The organism is Halocynthiibacter sp. C4 (assembly GCF_028823805.1).
GTDB classification, from domain to species: domain Bacteria; phylum Pseudomonadota; class Alphaproteobacteria; order Rhodobacterales; family Rhodobacteraceae; genus Falsihalocynthiibacter; species Falsihalocynthiibacter halioticoli.
This window is the reverse complement of the sequence record NZ_JAPEIE010000001.1, coordinates 18591-36357: the sequence shown is the minus strand read 5'-3', so window position 1 is coordinate 36357 and position 17767 is coordinate 18591. Positions and strand designations below refer to the sequence as shown.

Sequence of the window (17767 nt, the reverse complement as noted above, 5' to 3'; positions counted from 1 at the left end):
AAGCAAACGCAGGCATATGATTTACCGATCAGTACCCAATCCGCTCAGGTATGACGACAGTGGGGTAACCGTGATCTCCGCTCAGGTTGCAAGAGGCTTCCCCCTCGCTGGCCGACTGCATGAAACAGGCAGGGTATCGCACCGGTTATTTCGGCAACCTCTATCATCTGAACACGCAAGAAGAGTCTGGACAGCGCGACTACCCACGTTTCGGCGAGCAGTTCGCAGTGTCGCTGAAAGCCTACGAAGAAACATATGGTACACGCGGCGTAATCCGTAGCTTTGCCAGCGAAACCGACGCCACATGCGAACGGCCGTCAGCACACTCTCGTTGTAATGGAAAATATGTGCGCAGGTAGGAAAGCTCGCGCTGCAAGAAATAGGTCAAGGATAAAAATGAACCTCCCCCACCGCACCAGCTTGGATCGCGGCGGAGGAGGTAGCTCTTGGTTAGCTGGCTTCGACTGCGCGTTTGGTTAAAACCTTGATCAGGTTCGCGCGGTAAGCAGCGCTGCCATGGATATCGGACAAGAGCCCATCACTATCAACAGAAACACTATCTGCTGCGGAGGAGGCCCAATCTGCGGAAAGTGCTTCCTCTAGACCTGCGTGGCGGAATACACCGTCCTCGCCTGCACCAGTGACCGCAACCCGAACACCGCCCGCACCATCGGCAACAAACACGCCGACAAGCGCAAAAAGCGAGGCCGGTTGGCGGAATTTGATATAGGCCGCCCGTTTCGGCGCATTCACACGGACGGCTGTGATGATCTCACCGTCTTCAAGCGCAGTGGTGAACAGCCCTTCAAAGAAGTCATCGGCCGCGATCTCGCGCGTATTGGTCACAATTGTTGCGCCCAGCGCCAACAGTCCCGCCGGATAGTCAGCAGACGGGTCATTGTTGGCAATGGAACCGCCAATTGTGCCAGCATAACGAACAGCAGGGTCGCCAATCCCGCCCGCAAGCGCCGCGAGCGCAGGGCAGAGACGTTGTACATCTGCATTGCCGGCAACCTCCGCGTGGGTGGTTGCCGCGCCGATCACCAGTGTATCACCATCCGCTGACACACCTGACATGCCGTCAATTGCGCGTACATCAATAAGGTCGCTTGGAGCGGCCAAGTGCTGTTTCATCGCAGCGATGAGCGTTTGTCCGCCAGCCAAGAGCTTCGCGTCTTCGCCCGCATTAAGGGCCGCAACGGCGTCGTCGATGCTAGCGGCTTTGTGGTATTTTGTCGGATACATAGTTTAATCCTCCCTTACTTCGCCGCCTGGATTGCATTCCAGACCGCCTGCGGGGTTGCTGGCATCGCCAGATCGTTGGTGCCGATAGCATCGGTAATCGCGTTGATTACCGCAGGCGGCGCGCCGATTGCCCCAGCTTCACCACAGCCCTTTACCCCCAATGGGTTGTTCGGGCTCGGAGAGTCCTCGTGGTGGCTGATCGAATAGGACGGCACATCCGCCGCGCGGGGCATGGCGTAATCCATATAAGACCCATTCAGCAACTGGCCATCTTCGTCATAGACAACCTGCTCCAACATAGCCTGCCCTATTCCTTGGGTCACGCCGCCATGCACCTGACCTTCAACAATCATCGGGTTGATGATGGTGCCGAAGTCATCAGCAGAGGTGAAATTCACGATCTCGGTTTGGCCGGTATCCGGATCAACTTCGACCTCGCAAATGAAGGCACCGGATGGGAAGGAGAAGTTCACAGGGTCAAAGAACGCCGTTTCCTTTAGCCCCGGCTCCATATCGTCAGGCAAGTTATGTGCAACGTATGCAGCGAGACCAACCTCGTGCCATGCCATGGATTTATCAGTTCCGGCGACTTTTACTTCACCGCCTTCGATGACGATATCATCCTCCGAAGCTTCCAACGTATGCGCGGCGATCTTCTTCACTTTGGCCTCGACCTTATCCATCGCCTTGACGACGGCCGACATCCCAACAGGACCGGAGCGCGACCCGTAGGTTCCCATTCCGAACTGTACCTTGTCGGTGTCTCCATGAACGATCGAGACATTCTCAACAGGTAATCCAAACCTGTCGGCAACGATCTGAGCAAAGGTGGTTTCGTGCCCCTGACCATGGCTGTGGCTGCCTGTCAGAATCTCGATGGAGCCAACAGGGTTTACCCGCACCTCCGCAGATTCCCACAGTCCAACGCCCGCACCAAGCGAGCCCGCCGCTTTGGACGGCGCAAGCCCGCAGGCTTCGATAAAGGTTGAATAGCCCAAGCCCCGTAGCTTGCCGCGTTTGGCAGCTTCGGCCTTCCGCGCCTCAAATCCAGCGATATCCGCAGCATCCTGCGCCATTTGCAAGATCTTGGGAAAATCACCAGAGTCGTATTGCATGAGCACGGGTGTCTGGTGCGGGAACTCCTGTACGAAGTTGCGCCGCCGCAGCTCGGCTGGGTCCATCCCCATTTCACGCGCCGCAGTTTCCATCATCCGTTCCACCAGATAAGTCGCCTCCGGCCGCCCAGCGCCGCGATAGGCATCAACGGGCACTGTGTTAGTGTAATAGGTGCGCACGTTGCAGTGGATGTTCTGAATATTGTACTGGCCAGACATCAACGGCGCATACAAATAGGTCGGCACCGAACTTGAGAAAAGCGACATATAGGCGCCGATATTAGCAAGCGTATCGATCTTAAAGCCGGTGATTTTTCCGTCTTTATCAAACCCCATTTTCGCGGTTGTGATATGGTCGCGGCCATGGGCGTCGGTGAGGAATGCCTCTGATCGGTCCGAAGTCCACTTAATTGAGCGATTGGTTTTCATAGAAGCCCAAAGGCAGGTGATCTCTTCGGGATAGATATAAATCTTGGCCCCGAAACCTCCGCCAACATCCGGCGCAATGACCCGCAGCTTATGTTCCGGCGCTACGTTGTAGAACGCCGAAAGAACCAGCCGCGCCACATGTGGGTTCTGGCTGGTTGTATAGAGCGTATAATGATCTTCGGCGTCATCATAAGTGGCTACGGCGCTACGTGGCTCCATCGGATTTGGCGACAGGCGGTTGTTTGTGATGTTCAGCGTGGTGACATGGGCTGCCTCTGCTAGCCCTGCATCCGTCGCGGCCTCATCGCCAAGCTCCCAATCGTAAATCTGGTTGCCCGGAGCGTTGTCGTGGATTTGAGGCGCGCCATCGGCCATCGCGGCGGTGATACTGGCGGCAACAGGAAGCTCTTCGTAATCAACCTCAACTGCTTCTGCTGCGATCCGCGCAAGCGCTTGGCTCTCGGCAATGACAACAGCCACAGCATCGCCGACATAGCGCACCTTTTCCGTCGCCAAAGCGGACCACGCACCCATGTTCATTGGGCTGCCGTCTTTTGACGTAATCGCCCAACCGCAAATGATATTTCCGATGCCATCGCCCGTGAGTTGCTGACCGTTCAGCACATCAATCACGCCCTCCATCGCCAAGGCCGCAGAGGTATCAATCCCCTTTACCCTCGCGTGTGCATACGGGCTTCGGACAAAGGCGGCATAAGCTTGATTATCATTGCGAATGTCGTCTGTGTATTTGCCTTTTCCGGTTGTAAAACGCTTGTCTTCCTTGCGTTTAACCGGTGCTCCAATTCCATCTTTCATGTTCATGTCCTCCGGTTTGTTCACATTTTCGCGGCGGCGTCTTCGACCGACTTCACGATGTTATGGTATCCAGTGCAGCGGCAAATATTGCCCTCAAGTTCGTCGCGGATCGCTTCTTCGGTGAGCTCTTTGCCCTCTGCCTTGTAGCGGTTCACCATATCGACGCTGGTCATAATCATACCGGGCGTACAGAAGCCGCATTGCAGGCCATGATTGTCGTTGAACGCCTGCTGCATCGGGTGCAACTCGCCACCATTGGCGAGACCCTCAATCGTGGTGACCTCTGCGCCTTCCAGAGATGCCGCGAGCGTTGTGCAGGCCTTCAATGCCTTGCCGTTCACATGAACGACGCAAGCTCCGCACTGGCTTGTGTCACACCCAACATGCGTGCCGGTCAGGCGTAGATTTTCGCGTAGGAATTCCGACAACAAAGTCTCGTCGGGAACCTCCCCGCTGACGGATTTGCCGTTCACTGTCATTTTAATGTTGGTCATTTAATCCTCCCTATGGAGCGGGTCTTTTGCCCGCATATTCAATGACCGCCGGAGCTAATCTTCCGGCGGGTCTGTGTTGGCTAATTTCTTGTGAAAACTTTCAGAAAACGCGTTGTTTCGATTAATGGCTTCGGGGTTGATCAAGCTGTTGAGCTTGCCTCCTATCAACACTTTCGCCGGAACCCCGACTTCGACTCTGAAGCCAAACAATCGGTTCGCTATGTCATTGTATTTAAGGATGTCACGTTCAAGCAGTTCCGCACTGTTCAAAGCCGCCAAAACGACTTCGTCTAGCTTTCTTATTCGATAGCTTCCAATCATTTCCATGGCAGGTGGCGGAATTTAGAAATGTGCATACCAATCGATAATAGGTACCGATTGATTCTTAGCAAGAATTTTCAGTTTCCGATCAATATGATCGCAGAATTGCCTCGTATCGCCGTTTGTCTCCAGTTGTCGCAAAAGCTGCGCCAAGATCAGCAAGACTGTTGAGAGAGTGGCAGGCATGAAAGCTGTCAACGAGAGGCAGAAGGGTTTGAATGCCTTTGGCTTGCGGCGAGAAACCGTCAAACCGCAGCAAGGGATTGAGCCAGACCAAGCGATGACAGGACCGCGCCAACCGCGCGGCTTCGGTTTGCAGCAACTCTGTCTCGCCGCGCTCCAACCCATCGGTAATAAGAAGCACGACAGCACCTTGCCCCAGCACCCGCCGCGACCAGTCGCGGTTGAAGCGAAAAAGGGCCTCGCCAATTCGTGTGCCGCCCTGCCAATCGGGCGCGTCTTTTCCCAACGCCTCAAGCGCCTGATCAACATCTTTATGCGCCAAGGCCCGCGTGATGTTGGTAAGCCGTGTGCCGAAGGTAAAGCCATGGACACGCCCCCATTCTGACGCAGGAGCCCAAGTAAGCGCATGAACAAAGTGCATCATCATGCGCGAGTAGACCGCCATCGAACCGGAAATATCACAGATCGCAACGAGGTTGGGCGGGCGGCGTTTCGGCACCTTCAAAGATAGGCGATCTATCTCGCCCCCTTTGCGCAGCGAACGGCGCAAAACGGCACGCGTATCGGGACGCCTGCCAGCGTTCGATGATTGAAACCGCCGCGTTTTGAGCGGAGCGACCGGTAGCGAAAGCGTACGGATCAGTTTGGCCGCGTCTTCCTGTTCCCCCACGCTCATCTGCTCAAAGTCCTGATCGCGGAGAATTTCATTCTCCGACCAGCTTAGCTGCGCGTCGACCTCGATCTCGTCGCGCTCGGGTTGGTCTTTAGGCTGGGAGCTACCATCCCACAGAGCCTCAGCGGCACGTTTCTGCGCGGGTTTTGGCGCATTCTCTTCCTGCCCCATCGTTTGCATTAGTGGCAGCATCGAGCGCACCATTCGCTCAAGAAACTCGGGATCGCGCCAAAACATCTGAAAGACTTGATGAAAGACTTCGAGATGCTCTGGCCGCGTTACCAAAGTCGCGCGCAGTGCATAGTAATAGTCTTCTCGCTTGGTAAACCCAGCCGCAGCAACGGCTGAAATCGCGCTTTTGACTTGTGACGTGCCGACCTTCAGGCCCGCTTTGCGCAACGCCCGCACGAAATGGACGATGTTCTCAACTAGCCGCCCATCGGTTTCGTGCAGCGTTTGCATCGATCACGACGCCTGTGCCAGTTGCTGACGCGCCTCGTTCAGAATGCGCGTTGCTTCGGAGCCCGCGATTTTGGCGATATCGTCCTGATATTTCAAAAGCGCACCCAATGTCTCAGAGATGACATCCGGGGAAAGAGCCACAGCATCCAACGCGATCAGGCATTGCGCCCAGTCGATGGTTTCAGCAACTCCCGGATTCTTGAAAAGATCCTCGCCGCGCAGAGCCTGAACGAACGAAACGATCTCTTTTGACAGTGTCGCAGCGCAATCAGGCACTCGCGCATGAAGGATGGCCAACTCACGGTCAAACGCGGGATAATCGACCCAATGATACAAGCACCGCCTTTTGAGCGCGTCATGCACCTCGCGAGTCCGGTTCGACGTAAGAACGACGATAGGAGGTTCCTCGGCCTTTACCGTCCCGATCTCTGGAATGGTCACCTGAAAATCAGAAAGCGCCTCAAGAAGAAACGCTTCAAAAGGCTCATCCGTTCTGTCCACCTCGTCAATTAGCAGGATCGGCGGCCCCTCTGAATGCGGTTCCATTGCTTGCAAAAGCGGGCGCTTAATCAAATAATCTTGCGAGAATAGTTCTGTCTGTAATTCGTCCCGGCTGGCCCCGCCTGACGCCTCCGCAGAGCGAATTGCGATCATCTGGGCAGCGAAATTCCATTCATAGATTGCCGAAGCTGCATCGAGCCCCTCGTAGCATTGTAAACGGATAAGCTTTCGCCCCAGCATGGCGGCAAACGCCTTGGCAATTTCGGTTTTGCCAACACCCGCTTCCCCTTCAAGAAATAGCGGCTTGCCCAGCTTTAGAGACAGAAAAGCAACCGTGCCAAGATCGCGCCCGCAAACATAGCCCTGTTCAGACAAGTGCGCGAGCGTGTCATCAATGCTCGCCGGAATGCCAGTCATATCGCCACCTCATGAAGAGTATTTTGGCCATTTAAGCAGTCGCGCTCAGTTCTGTCACCAAGGAAAAGCAATCAGTTAAATTCAATTCGCCTCGCGATGGGGCCATTTTCTATCCGCTAACTTCACCTAGATGAAGCTTGCGCTAACCCTCTGGAAAGCGCGTCGAATACGAGCCGGATTCTTCGGTTTGTTTTCAGCTCTCTATGTGTGACGAGCCAGACCGGAAACGAAAAAGACGGAAAGTCAGGTAGAGCTTTCTCAACTTGCGGTTCGACTTCTCCCAAGGCTTCAGGCAGCAGTGCTATCCCAATCCCAGCCCTAACCATTTCCCACATCGCTGATCCGCTGTCAGTGTAGGTGACAAAGCTCTCTGGTTTTGTATCAACACCCCGCTCTTTGAGCATTGTGATGATACGTGTGAAATCCGAACTCCCTACAAACCGGTGCTCGCCGAGATCACGGGCGAGTTTTGGTCGCCCAACGCGGTCAAAATAGGATGTAGCAGCATAAAAATTCGCTCGAAAGTCGCCAATATGCTTTGCAATCAAATCAGGTTGTTCAGGACGCACATGTCGAATTGCAATGTCTGCTTCGCGCTGCCCAAGATTTCGTATGTCATTGGATGCGACGATCTGAACTCGAATTCCGGGAGACGACTTTTGTAGTTCCAACAAGATCGCTGGCAGAATGGACGAGGCCATCAAATCGCTAGATGTAACAGACACTTCACCTGACAAATCGGTCGAGCGCCCCGTCGCAACTGTTGCAATCATCGAGGCAGCTTCACCCATTGTGCGCACGTGATCGACGAGATCTTGCCCTGCGTCCGTTAGGATTGGACCACGAACTGTGCGCTCGAATAACGAAAGGCCAAGCGCGGATTCGAGACCAGTTATCTGCCGCCCAATTGTTGGCTGCGTTGAGTTCAGCGCGCGCGCCGCACCGCTGAACGAGCCTTCTTCAACCGTCGCAAGGAACGCGCGAATTTGGTTCCAATCAAAAGATATTGCCTGCCAGTTCATACATGTACGTATATCAAAAGTTCAAAATTCGGCAATATTCATACGATCTCTGCATATCTAGGCTCTCTACAAAGGAGACAGATATGCGAACTCGAGAAACCCCGTGGCTCACTCCAACGTTGCTTATTACAATTAGCCTCATCCCAATTGCGGCGACGACCAATCGTATGCTCGCAATTGTGAACTATGGCGCAAATACAGAGGAAGGCGCTGAAAGGTTCGCGGAGTTTCCACTTGTGCTCATCACGCATATCCTCTTCGGGTCATTGTTTCTGGTTCTAGCGTCTTTTCAGTTTTCTAGGCCGTTACGTCAGCGGTTTCTTCGATGGCACATGTTTATTGGGCGTGTCGCTGCGGTGTCTGCAGTGATTAGCGCGGCAACGGGTATTTGGTTGATTGTCGGCTTCCCTACTGGCCCATTGGCCACCAAAGTTTCTGATGCACTAAGGGTTTTGTTTGCTGTCGCGCTTTTGGGATCCGTACTATTGGCGGTTCGGTCCATAACCTTAGGACAAAAATCAAAACATCGCGCTTGGATGATCCGTGCATTCGCAATCGGCGTTGCCGGAAGCATGCAAGCGATATTGATAGGTATTTGGTTCGCCATCGCGGGCGTCTTAACCCCTGTGGCCAGCTCCGTGCTGTTGCCCCTTGGCTGGACGATCAACCTAATAATTGCTGAAGCCATTATCCGTTCTAAGTCAAAATTCTCCCCTATCGAAATTGGAGCCAAATCATGACATCGCCCGCATTTTGGGATCGCAAGGCACCGAGCTATGCCGCCAAACCAATCGCCGACCCCATAGCCTATCAAGCCAAACTCACACGCGTGCAGGCCCTCCTTTCGCCCACGGATCGCGTTTTGGAAATTGGTTGCGGAACTGGCAGCACGGCGCTCAATCTTGCGAACAGTTGCGCCCATTTTACAGGCACGGATAACTCCTCTGGAATGATCGATATCGCCAACCGCAAGCTATCCTTTGAGGCGCCAAAGAACGTCGTATTTCGACGGGCGGATGCGACAGAGATCGTCGGCGAACATTCCTTTGACGTCATTCTTGCATTTAGCCTTTTGCATCTTGTGGATGACATACCTGCGGTTTTGAATTCTGTTCACAGCCAACTTGAACCGGGTGGTTTATTCATCTCAAAAACCGTCTGTGTAAAAGACCAGTTTATCGCCCTTCGCGGGTTGGTTCGCGTCTTGTCACTTCTCGGCGTGGCCCCGCGCGTAACGCAATTAAGCCGTAACGAACTAATTGAGTTTATTAAGAACGCAGGGTTCGAGATCGTGGAAAGCGGCTATCTCTCAAACTCGCGCATGAGCCCATTTGTCGTGGCAAAACGCATTGACTAAATCACCTTGAACGGATGAGAGAGAGGAGCGCTCCTAAACAAGTGTATTGATGCAAATCACAGGGTGTTCAATACTGACGATAGACAACATGGGGTGATACGATGCGAAATACGCTTACAGGTTTCCTCCTTTGCATACTTGCGTCAGCGGGCCATGCGGATGTTACATCGCGTTCTGGTGGGCCGAGTGAAAGCGCGATGCTCGTGCGCAACTCTGACGCGGCCCCTGATGGAATGACCTTTTTTCGCCCGGTTCTATCGGGTGTATTGTATCGCGCTGGTTTTTCGGGGGGCGATAAAAACCGCACAGGAATGTCCACCGCCCAACGGGTCGAGCTTTGTGAAAGCGGGTTCGAAACAGCATTCTACGCCGATTTTGGAAAGAACACAGAATATGGCGCAACTTCATGCGGCTCGAGTTCGCTAGATTACGCTTCGGCGCGATCATCGAGACCAGACGCCGTGATGCAGGCGATTTATGAAACGATCAAGGCTCCCAGTAAGGGGCCGGTTCTGGTTCATTGCATGTGGGGTGTCCATGCATCGGGCGCGCTTTCGGCAATGGCGCTGGTTCAATTCTGTGGTTGGTCAGAGGACCGCGCAAAAAGCTATTGGGATGAAGCCCGAAACGGCGCTCCGTGTGCAAACGGCTGTGACTCTTGGATTGACGCCAAGTTTGAGCGGTTCAAACTCAATTCATCCTTGGAAATCACCGAAGCCGAACGCGCCGCGATTTGCCCAAAATAAAAGAGGGAATACAAGCTTGATGCTCCGCACCGCTGCCTTTGCCCTTGTGGGCCTCGCCCTGAAACCTGCGTTTGCGACTGATGCTGTCCTTGGCAATGCAACGGATTATGCAAGCCCCAACGGCATTACTGAACGCTGCATTCAGATTGCCCCAATCCCCAACGGCACATATTCCAAGGACGACACCAAAGACGAAGCCGCATTTTGCGCGCTCGATTTGTATGCCGCCGATATTGCACTCTGTCCCAAGACATGGAGCACAAGCCCCGGGATGATGGTCTATGACATCACAGATGGGCCATATGCGAACGATCGAACAGCCTTTGAGCGCAATGCATGTAAAGAAGGCAAGTCCGCCCGCGACCTTGCCAAAGACAGCTTGGCAAAATTCAAGCTGACCATGAATGCAGAAGGGACAAGCGGAACTTATTCAGCCTCCTCTTTGCTTTACTACCACTTCTCGCGTTACTTCGACATGACGGTAAAAGTTCCAGTCTCGGTTTGGCGATCTATGGATGCCACCATGCATACCTCGGAGGTGGCGCGACCGGGGCTTTCACTATCAGGACATAATCGCTCCGCGCGCATGAACTATGCAGGGTGGAAACACCTCGTTGACGCAGAAGCAAACCCGTCATCATACCGCCCGACGGACGATATTTTCACATCTGACCGCAAGCAAATCTACGGCATTCTGACGTTAAGCCCGGGCCATCGATACGGATCAGAAATCAACGGGACGCGTAAGTCAGGATGGGGAAAAGGACAGAACTTAGACTTCCAAGAGACACCCGCGTTCCTTGCGCTTAGAGAAGATGCTCCATTGGTAGAGGCAATTGATACAGGGCTTGCCAAAGGGCGGCGTGACAGTCAGATCAATCGCGACTTGGGCCCTGATGTTTCTCGCGAGCAGATGGTCTATTGGATGCGCGAACTCTCTGAGATCGTGCTGCTGGATTTTATTTTTAGCCAGCAGGACCGTGTCGGAAACATAGACTTCACGCCCTATTATTACTGGACCGAAAATGGTGAACTTGAGCACAAGAAAGCCAAACATCACGAGATCAACGATGGTGATATCCCGTCTGGCGCTATTCTGCTGCGCCGCACAAATCTGAATGACAATGATGCTGGGGGACGGGTGGCATATGCAAACTTTGCAAAGACGACGCGGATGCTCGAAAAGCTGCGCCATTTCGACGGCAAGCTGTACGAACGCTTGATTGCGCTTAATCAAGACCTTCAGTCACAAGGACCGATTTACAATTGGCTTTCAAAAAGCCTTGGTTTGAAAGATGCCGAGGTGAGCCAAGTTGTTAAGAACACTGCTCTCGCAGCGGGAATTTTGCACGAAAGCTGTCAAGCGAATAAGCTGCGTTTTGACCTTAATCCGAAAGTATTCTTTCTAAACGGGGAGGTGTCGCCGGGCATTGTGGATTGTGGTGCGCTTTAAGTTTCTCATAGGCATCCTTTTCTGGGTGTTTGCCACAGTTCAGGTAAGCGCCGAGAGCATCCGGATCGTTGTTATCTCGGACCTGAACGGCTCCTATGGCTCAACCAAGTATTCAAGCAATGTTCACAAAGCAATTGATGCGATCATCGCGCTGAATCCTGATCTTGTTCTATCAACCGGCGATATGGTGGCAGGGCAAAGGCGGCCTGCGCTCTCGGAAAATCAAGTTCGGGCTATGTGGCGCGCCTTTCATGACGCAGTAACGGAGCCGCTTGAACGCGCGGGTATTCCGCTTGCGGTCACTCCGGGGAACCACGACGGATCAGCTTATTCAGGTTTTGAAGCCGAGCGGCGCATCTATGCTGACGAGTGGAAATCGAAAATGCCGAAATTGAATTTCACGGCAACAGGCACTTACCCATTCTTCTATGCATTCGATATCGGAGCCGCGCGGATCGTCTCGATTGACGCAACAACAATTGGTGAATTGGACCGCGCTCAAATGTCTGCGCTCAGCACGGTTTTCGATGGAGCTGGCCCCGCGCGGATCGTTTTTAGTCACCTGCCTCTCTGGCCGTTTACGATTGAACGTTTGCCAGAGATCATAGGAGATCCGGAGCTGGAGCAACTGCTCGACAGTATTGGCGTCGATCTTTATCTTTCCGGTCATCATCACGCCTATTATCCTGGTCAAATCGATGCCTTCTCCGTGGTTTCACAGGCGGAACTGGGAGGAGGATCGCGACGATTAATCGGAACAAATCAACCTGGCCCGAAGAGCTTCACAGTTCTTGAAATCGAAAACGATGGGACAATCCATGTTTCCGCGCTCAAGGGGCCCGATTTCACAACTGTGATAGATACGCGCACTTTGCCAGAGCGCCTGAACACACCCGACCGCATTATCAGACGAATTGATACCGTCCCTTCTGGTGACGTAATGATGAAAAAATGAACGAAGAATACAGGCCGCACGCATAATGATTACACGTACATTCTCCATAGCTAGCGCGATCATCTTTTGTATTGCTTTCCCGACTCTGGCAATCGCACAGGCAGCTGACGGAACAGTGGTTCTTCCAACTGAGGTTACAATCCGCAATATTGGTTGGCGCCAAATTTCGAATACCGCAGAGATTTCTGAGTTCTTTTTAGCGGTGGTCGAAACTCTGATACTTGTATCTGCGTTTGCGTTTCATCCGCGCACAAACTCAATGCGCGACGAAGCGCATGGGTGGCGGGTGCAGGCTAGTCTGTACCTCTTTGGATTAATCGGGATGCTTGTTGGATTTCTCGTTGTGCATCATGGCTTCCTAATCGGGTTTGTTATATTTGGCCTCGGCAGCCTCTTCCGATTTCGGATGTCATCAAACACGCTTATCGATGGAACGCTTGTGATCATGGTCACGCTGGTTGGGCTCACAGTTGGTCTTAACCTGCCCGTCATGGCGCTTGTTGCAACGGTTGCGAGCGTTCTGACCCTCTATTTCGCTTCCTTTCGCAAAACGACGACTATCGAATTGAAGTTTGCGGATGATGAAGCGTTGCGAGCGGCCATTACTCCTGTTCGAACCGCCCTCTCCAGAAAAGGGTTTCGGATCATCTCGACAAGCAAAGCTGACTTTAAGCCGGTAATACAATTTGTACTCTCTCATGCCGACGCCGAAGCGATAGAACAAATTACCTCGGCGCTCGACGAGCTTGAAAGCGAAGGGCACGGCGCGAAAGGCTGGTATATTGCCTAAGCGCGTTCTGGCTTTAGCTTTGGCATCTGGACTTGCAGCGTCGCCTATAGCCGCCCTTGAGCTTGAATATGTCTCCCACCTGAAGCTGTACCAACCAGAAATTGACCTGACAGAGCCATCGGGATTGGCCCTTGATCCCGACGGCGGCGCGTTTTGGATTGTTTCAGACAACACGCCGACCGTCTTTCGATTGGACATTGCAAGCGGCGACCTCTCTGTTTTCCATAACCTCGGTCCTCAGGTGAAGGATTTGGAAGGTGTTGCCGTTGCAGCGGGTTCTGAAAAGCTACTGGTTGTTTCGGAACGTGCGGCTTCCGTCGTAACGATTTCTATTTCACATCCACACGATGCAGCGACCATAGATCTTGGCGATTTACCTGGCTCCAAGAGAATAGCCAAACACCTCAGAGATACGGGAAACGGGCTAGAAGGCATTACAGTTGACCCAGAAACTGGCTCGGTTTTTCTTATCAAAGAGGACAAGCCAAGTCTGTTAATCGAGATGACGCCCGAGCTTGACCGCGTCGTCAAAACTCGCGATTTAAGCAAAGTTCTACCGCATAAAGAGGATGTATCCGGCCTTGCATTTGACAGCCGAAGAAACGGCTTGTGGATTGTAAGCGACACAGGAAAATCGGTTCATTTTTTGGCGAATGACAGCAAGGAAATCATTTCAAACGAGCTAACTTGGCGCGACGGTGACCGCATTCATCATCTTGATAACACCGAGGGCGTAGCCCTCTCTTTGAACGGCACGTCTTTGTTCGTATTAAACGATGACGGAGTGCACTCGCTACTTGTTCAATACAACATCAAATGAAGCAAAAGGCCGGACAGTTGTCCGGCCTTCCTCTTAGTTGTAGCCACAAAGGCGCTTTACCATTCAGCGCTCAAAGCGCCCGCCAGACTTATTGAAAGCGAGCGGTGAGGCCTTGAAGCCATGGTTTCTCTACGCCGGTTGCCTGATACATCGCGTGAAGAAAACGGTGTGCAGTCACCGGATCACTCATGAACGGCGATGATCGCATCTCGCCCTTCTTGATCGAGTCGTCCGCTTCGTAAATCACTTCGTTGTCTTTGATTGTGACCATTACCTGCAGTTCGTCCAAGCTTTCTGGGTCAACGGCAGTTGGATCATCCGATAGCAAAACGAAATCAGCAATCTTTCCGACTTCAATTGAGCCTTTGTCATCTTCTTCGAAATGCTGCCATGCAGGCCAGATGGTTAGCGCTTTGAGTGCTGTCATGACATCAACTCTTTGCTGTGGTCCAAGGATGTCACCCGAACGCGTCCGTCTGGTTACGGTTGCGTCGAGAATTCTCATGCTATCCGGAAAAGCAACGGGGGCATCGTGGTGTGAACCAAACATCATGCCACGCTCAACAATCCAACCTGTCGGAGAAATGTTATCGGCATTAACTGGGCCCACCGTGTGGTCGCGGTGCCAATCCCCCCAATAAAAGGTGTGCATTGGAAAGACAGACAAGAAAACACCCAGCCGTTTGTAAGCGTCTACTTGGTCTTCGCGCATGAATTGTCCGTGAACCATAACAGGTCGGTTCCCCGGATCGCCATATTTCTCCTGTGCAGCCCCAATAGCGGCGATAAGCATGTCTGATGCGCCTTCACCATTGGAATGGGTCAGAATTTGGATGCCATTTTCGAAACACCAATCCACGGCGTCCTGAACCTGTTCCATGGTGACCGCAGCATAACCTTTATAGCCCGCCGGATAGTCGCCCACTGGATTATAATATGGGCGATCACGCAGCGCGGTGAAGCCTTGTGGTGAGCCGTCGATGGTGAGCTTACAGCCACCTACTCGAATGCCATCCTCATAGTCTTGCGAAACATTCGCGCCTATATAATCCTGCGCTTCTAGAACGTCAGGAAATGCCACAACGTCGATCGGGATACGTCCTTCTTTTGCCATGGCTTTCAATGTTTCCACGGCCTCACCGGAAGATCGGCCATCCTGACCGGTTGTATAGCCAAAGCTCGCCCAGAGCTCAGCGCCAGCAACGGCAAACTCAGCAAATGCTTCCGGACCGAGCTGGGCAAGGATCGGCACCAAAGCGCCAAAGAACGCATACTCCTCAAGGACACCATTCGGGGAACCGTCGCTTGCGCGCTGAATCACACCCCCTGCCGGATCCGGCGACGATGCGTCAAATCCAACGATTTCGAGCGCCTTGGAGTTAGCCACGCCAATGTGGCCGGATTGGTGAACAATAATAATCGGCAGGTCCTCAGAGACCGCGTCTAGATCTTCTCTTGTCGGATGCCGCACCTCCGCGAGTTGGGCGTTGTCGTAACCGAACCCGATGATAACGCCGGCCTTTTCCACAACTTCGCTGTTTTCATCAACCCAGTCGCGCAGTGTCTGCTGCAGGCTTGCAATATCTGTAACCTCGCCATCGGGCGGTGCGAGCAGGTTCGCGGAAAGCGCCTGAAGTCCACCAAACACCACATGGCCATGGCTATCGACAAATCCTGGAAGCATGGTACGCCCCTCAAGATCAAACACTTCCGTAGAGTCCCCCTGATGCTCCATCAGGTCAGCAAGCGAGCCCACTGCAAGCACGCGGCCATCTTTTACCGCAACAGCCTCGGCGTTCGGCTGTTCATCGTTAATCGTAAGAATGGGGCCGCCCATATAAATACTGTCGGCAATATCCTGAGCGCTGACTGCTCCTGCTGAAAGTGCGAAACTCGTCAGAGTCATAATTCTATGAACTATACGCATAACTTAATCTCCTTGATCACTTAGTAGATTGAGACGCATTAAATAATTGAAGCTTGCGAGATACGCCGTCTCCATTCAACTAAAAAAAGGCCTCCAAAAGTAAAGATCGTTTGATTAACCCCCCACAAATGAGGCTCCGCGCGTACTACTTTCAGTGAAAATGAACGAAAAACCTCCGAACCGCCTTTGAAACTTTCGACAATTTCTTAACGCGAAAGCGACGTCTGAGAACCAAAGCAGTGTATCCTTGCGCGCTGAGATTTCGTTTTCTAATGTTGTTTCAACTTTGCGGAAATGCGCGCGCCGAAATCACTGGGATGAGAAAAAATGAAATCACAGCAGGCCGTTGCACCTGATTGGTTCAAGATCATAGTCGGGGTCCCTTTCATTATTGCCTTGCTGTGGTTTGGTCGCGACCTGCTGAAGCTTCTTGCGGTCGCGTTTCTTATTTTTGTTCTTGCAACTGCCTTTACGGACAGACTCGCGAAGGTTTCGATCTTTGGGAAATCAGTTTCAGGTTGGAAAGCTCGGTTTCTTGCGACGGTGATATTTATTATCGCGATTTGGTTATTTGCTTTGGTCTCTTCCGCGGCTGCCGAAGAAATCATCGACTCGTTTCCAAAGTTTCAGGTGCGTCTTGGCGAACTTCTCGTGAGTCTCGAGGCCATTATTGGCGTTCGTGGTGTGGAAGCGATTGAGCAAGCAGCCGACGAACTTCAAGTGGGAACATTGGTCATGTTCCTCGCAAATGGCCTTTTGGGAAGCGTCGCCCAAGTCGCCTTGCTGACACTATATTTTGTGTTTCTTATCGCAGAGCGAACAAACTGGACAAAGAAAATCGCTCTGCTGTCTTCGTCCGATCCCGAAGGAGCGGACCTTGCCGTGATCCTTCGACGGGCAGCGGATGGAATTAAAGACTATATGTGGGTCAATGCCACGACGAGCTTGTTAAGTGGCGCAGTTGCATACGTTGTATTCCGCGCCATCGGTCTCGACTTCGCCGCGTTCCTTGCGATCAATATTTTCGTCGTCGGGTTTATTCCAAATATTGGCGCTTTCATCGGCATCTTGCTCCCTTCGCTCGTTGCCCTTGTGCAGTTCGACAGCTTGTGGCCTTTGGCTGCTGTCATCGTCATTTATGGTGGCGCCGATCAATTAATCAGCAACGTTCTCACACCAATGATGCAAGGTAGATCGTTGAATATGAGTACCTTCGTCATCACAGTTTCGCTGGTTTTCTGGTCGCTGCTTTGGGGCGGACTTGGGGCATTCCTTGCCGTACCTTTGACGGTCATCGTGATGGTTATTGCGTCCGAAGTTCCGAATTTGAGATGGCTTGCGATCTTGCTCTCCCGCGATGGCGAAATTGATGAGCACCATTAGGACTCATTAAAAAAGGCCCTGCTCGGAAGCAGGGCCTTTCAGTAAACTTAATCCTAAGCACCAATAGAATGAATCTATCGTGACTTAGCATCCATTCTCGCTATCAAGCAGATAGGATTTTTGCCTTCTGCGCGTTGAATTCCTCTTCGGAAATAACGCCTTTTTCCTTTAGCGCACCGAGCTTTTCAAGTTCATCAGCCGCAGAAACCTGTGCGACAGAGCGGATATAGTCGCGCTGCGAGTCCTCGATTTCGGCCATTGTTTGGGCGCGGTGTTCGTTCATCTTGTCGCCACGAATAAGAACATAGCAGAGGACGCCAAGCCACGGGATGAGGATGACGAATGCAACCCACGCCGCCTTTGCAAATCCGTTCAAATCACGTGATCTGAAAACGTCCGTGACAACGCCAATCATGACCCAGAACCAGGCCACCATGAGGAACAGCCAGAATATGGACCAGATAATATCGAAGAATCCGATGGTTTCTTGCATGTCTTTAATCCTTTGTTTGTTTCTTGGTCTTGAGGTTAAAACGCTTTATTTTACGTGCGCCAGTATGGGCACCCTCAAGAAAATTTCAATTGAATTTAATTTCAGACGCGCAACTTAGGGGCGCATTGATATGCCCCGCAACCCACCTGATGCGGTAGAACGCGT

18 protein-coding genes are annotated in these 17767 nt (G+C 52.5%); 9 read left to right on the top strand and 9 right to left on the bottom strand.

Annotated features, from left to right (window positions below; genetic code table 11):
* The first annotated feature begins 119 nt into the window (after positions 1-119).
* Positions 120-359 carry a hypothetical protein gene (locus OU789_RS00165; protein WP_274652259.1) on the top strand — a complete coding sequence of 80 codons (240 nt, stop codon included), beginning with the start codon at positions 120-122 and terminating at the stop codon, positions 357-359.
* A 91-nt stretch (positions 360-450) separates the two neighbouring features.
* On the opposite strand, the gene OU789_RS00160 is transcribed toward OU789_RS00165, so the two are convergent.
* The 7 genes from OU789_RS00160 to OU789_RS00130 all read right to left on the bottom strand — a co-directional run bounded on the left by OU789_RS00160 (position 451) and on the right by OU789_RS00130 (position 7678).
* On the bottom strand, positions 451-1245 hold the full coding sequence (locus OU789_RS00160) for an FAD binding domain-containing protein (RefSeq protein WP_274652257.1): 795 nt from the start codon (positions 1243-1245) through the stop codon (positions 451-453).
* Positions 1246-1259: 14 nt separating this feature from the next.
* A complete protein-coding gene (locus OU789_RS00155; RefSeq protein WP_342453557.1) occupies positions 1260-3605 on the bottom strand; it encodes a xanthine dehydrogenase family protein molybdopterin-binding subunit in 2346 nt (781 codons plus the stop codon).
* A gap of 20 nt (positions 3606-3625) precedes the next feature.
* On the bottom strand, positions 3626-4099 hold the full coding sequence (locus OU789_RS00150; protein WP_263954771.1) for a (2Fe-2S)-binding protein: 474 nt from the start codon (positions 4097-4099) through the stop codon (positions 3626-3628).
* Positions 4100-4153: 54 nt separating this feature from the next.
* On the bottom strand, positions 4154-4426 hold the full coding sequence (locus tag OU789_RS00145; protein ID WP_274652251.1) for a hypothetical protein: 273 nt from the start codon (positions 4424-4426) through the stop codon (positions 4154-4156).
* An 82-nt stretch (positions 4427-4508) separates the two neighbouring features.
* Positions 4509-5738, bottom strand: a complete 1230-nt coding sequence (locus OU789_RS00140; protein ID WP_274652250.1) for a vWA domain-containing protein — start codon at positions 5736-5738, stop codon at positions 4509-4511.
* 3 nt (positions 5739-5741) lie between these two features.
* Positions 5742-6656 carry an AAA family ATPase gene (locus OU789_RS00135; RefSeq protein WP_274652248.1) on the bottom strand — a complete coding sequence of 305 codons (915 nt, stop codon included), beginning with the start codon at positions 6654-6656 and terminating at the stop codon, positions 5742-5744.
* Positions 6657-6778: 122 nt separating this feature from the next.
* The gene (locus OU789_RS00130) at positions 6779-7678 is read right to left on the bottom strand and encodes a LysR family transcriptional regulator (RefSeq protein ID WP_274652246.1); all 900 of its coding nucleotides are present in this window, start codon (positions 7676-7678) and stop codon (positions 6779-6781) included.
* Positions 7679-7761: 83 nt separating this feature from the next.
* On the opposite strand from OU789_RS00130, the gene OU789_RS00125 reads away from it, so the two are divergent.
* From OU789_RS00125 to OU789_RS00095, 7 genes are all read left to right on the top strand, one after another.
* Positions 7762-8418 (top strand): DUF2306 domain-containing protein, encoded by a 657-nt coding sequence (locus OU789_RS00125; RefSeq protein WP_274652244.1) that lies wholly within the window; start codon positions 7762-7764, stop codon positions 8416-8418.
* Positions 8415-9035, top strand: a complete 621-nt coding sequence (locus OU789_RS00120) for a class I SAM-dependent methyltransferase (RefSeq protein ID WP_274652242.1) — start codon at positions 8415-8417, stop codon at positions 9033-9035. The genes OU789_RS00125 and OU789_RS00120 overlap by 4 nt, the downstream gene beginning before the upstream one ends.
* A 101-nt stretch (positions 9036-9136) precedes the next feature.
* Positions 9137-9781 carry a hypothetical protein gene (locus OU789_RS00115; RefSeq protein ID WP_274652241.1) on the top strand — a complete coding sequence of 215 codons (645 nt, stop codon included), beginning with the start codon at positions 9137-9139 and terminating at the stop codon, positions 9779-9781.
* Between the two features lie 19 nt (positions 9782-9800).
* Positions 9801-11234, top strand: coding sequence for a hypothetical protein (locus OU789_RS00110; protein WP_274652239.1), 1434 nt, complete (start codon positions 9801-9803; stop codon positions 11232-11234).
* Positions 11224-12189, top strand: a complete 966-nt coding sequence (locus tag OU789_RS00105) for a metallophosphoesterase family protein (RefSeq protein ID WP_274652237.1) — start codon at positions 11224-11226, stop codon at positions 12187-12189. Before OU789_RS00110 ends, OU789_RS00105 begins: the two co-directional genes overlap by 11 nt.
* Before the next feature lie 25 nt (positions 12190-12214).
* Positions 12215-12979 carry a hypothetical protein gene (locus OU789_RS00100; protein WP_274652235.1) on the top strand — a complete coding sequence of 255 codons (765 nt, stop codon included), beginning with the start codon at positions 12215-12217 and terminating at the stop codon, positions 12977-12979.
* Positions 12972-13799: an SdiA-regulated domain-containing protein gene (locus OU789_RS00095; protein WP_274652233.1), complete on the top strand. Its 828-nt coding sequence runs from the start codon at positions 12972-12974 to the stop codon at positions 13797-13799. The genes OU789_RS00100 and OU789_RS00095 overlap by 8 nt, the downstream gene beginning before the upstream one ends.
* Before the next feature lie 88 nt (positions 13800-13887).
* On the opposite strand, the gene OU789_RS00090 is transcribed toward OU789_RS00095, so the two are convergent.
* A complete protein-coding gene (locus OU789_RS00090; RefSeq protein WP_274652231.1) occupies positions 13888-15726 on the bottom strand; it encodes an amidohydrolase in 1839 nt (612 codons plus the stop codon).
* A 327-nt stretch (positions 15727-16053) separates the two neighbouring features.
* On the opposite strand from OU789_RS00090, the gene OU789_RS00085 reads away from it, so the two are divergent.
* Positions 16054-17109, top strand: coding sequence for an AI-2E family transporter (locus tag OU789_RS00085; RefSeq protein WP_274652229.1), 1056 nt, complete (start codon positions 16054-16056; stop codon positions 17107-17109).
* A 103-nt stretch (positions 17110-17212) separates the two neighbouring features.
* On the opposite strand, the gene OU789_RS00080 is transcribed toward OU789_RS00085, so the two are convergent.
* On the bottom strand, positions 17213-17602 hold the full coding sequence (locus OU789_RS00080; protein ID WP_274652227.1) for an SHOCT domain-containing protein: 390 nt from the start codon (positions 17600-17602) through the stop codon (positions 17213-17215).
* Positions 17603-17767: the final 165 nt, after the last annotated feature.

What these genes read in the sequence shown, in the direction of transcription:
- OU789_RS00125 (WP_274652244.1), top strand. Translation starts at nt 7,762, where the DNA reads ATGCGAACTCGAGAAACCCCGTGGCTCACTCCAACGTTGCTTATTACA.
- OU789_RS00160 (WP_274652257.1), bottom strand. Translation starts at nt 1,245, where the DNA reads ATGTATCCGACAAAATACCACAAAGCCGCTAGCATCGACGACGCCGTT.
- OU789_RS00140 (WP_274652250.1), bottom strand. Translation starts at nt 5,738, where the DNA reads ATGCAAACGCTGCACGAAACCGATGGGCGGCTAGTTGAGAACATCGTC.
- OU789_RS00090 (WP_274652231.1), bottom strand. Translation starts at nt 15,726, where the DNA reads ATGCGTATAGTTCATAGAATTATGACTCTGACGAGTTTCGCACTTTCA.
- OU789_RS00080 (WP_274652227.1), bottom strand. Translation starts at nt 17,602, where the DNA reads ATGCAAGAAACCATCGGATTCTTCGATATTATCTGGTCCATATTCTGG.
- OU789_RS00100 (WP_274652235.1), top strand. Translation starts at nt 12,215, where the DNA reads ATGATTACACGTACATTCTCCATAGCTAGCGCGATCATCTTTTGTATT.
- OU789_RS00155 (WP_342453557.1), bottom strand. Translation starts at nt 3,605, where the DNA reads ATGAAAGATGGAATTGGAGCACCGGTTAAACGCAAGGAAGACAAGCGT.
- OU789_RS00135 (WP_274652248.1), bottom strand. Translation starts at nt 6,656, where the DNA reads ATGACTGGCATTCCGGCGAGCATTGATGACACGCTCGCGCACTTGTCT.
- OU789_RS00145 (WP_274652251.1), bottom strand. Translation starts at nt 4,426, where the DNA reads ATGGAAATGATTGGAAGCTATCGAATAAGAAAGCTAGACGAAGTCGTT.
- OU789_RS00110 (WP_274652239.1), top strand. Translation starts at nt 9,801, where the DNA reads ATGCTCCGCACCGCTGCCTTTGCCCTTGTGGGCCTCGCCCTGAAACCT.
- OU789_RS00150 (WP_263954771.1), bottom strand. Translation starts at nt 4,099, where the DNA reads ATGACCAACATTAAAATGACAGTGAACGGCAAATCCGTCAGCGGGGAG.
- OU789_RS00120 (WP_274652242.1), top strand. Translation starts at nt 8,415, where the DNA reads ATGACATCGCCCGCATTTTGGGATCGCAAGGCACCGAGCTATGCCGCC.
- OU789_RS00165 (WP_274652259.1), top strand. Translation starts at nt 120, where the DNA reads ATGAAACAGGCAGGGTATCGCACCGGTTATTTCGGCAACCTCTATCAT.
- OU789_RS00115 (WP_274652241.1), top strand. Translation starts at nt 9,137, where the DNA reads ATGCGAAATACGCTTACAGGTTTCCTCCTTTGCATACTTGCGTCAGCG.
- OU789_RS00085 (WP_274652229.1), top strand. Translation starts at nt 16,054, where the DNA reads ATGAAATCACAGCAGGCCGTTGCACCTGATTGGTTCAAGATCATAGTC.
- OU789_RS00130 (WP_274652246.1), bottom strand. Translation starts at nt 7,678, where the DNA reads ATGAACTGGCAGGCAATATCTTTTGATTGGAACCAAATTCGCGCGTTC.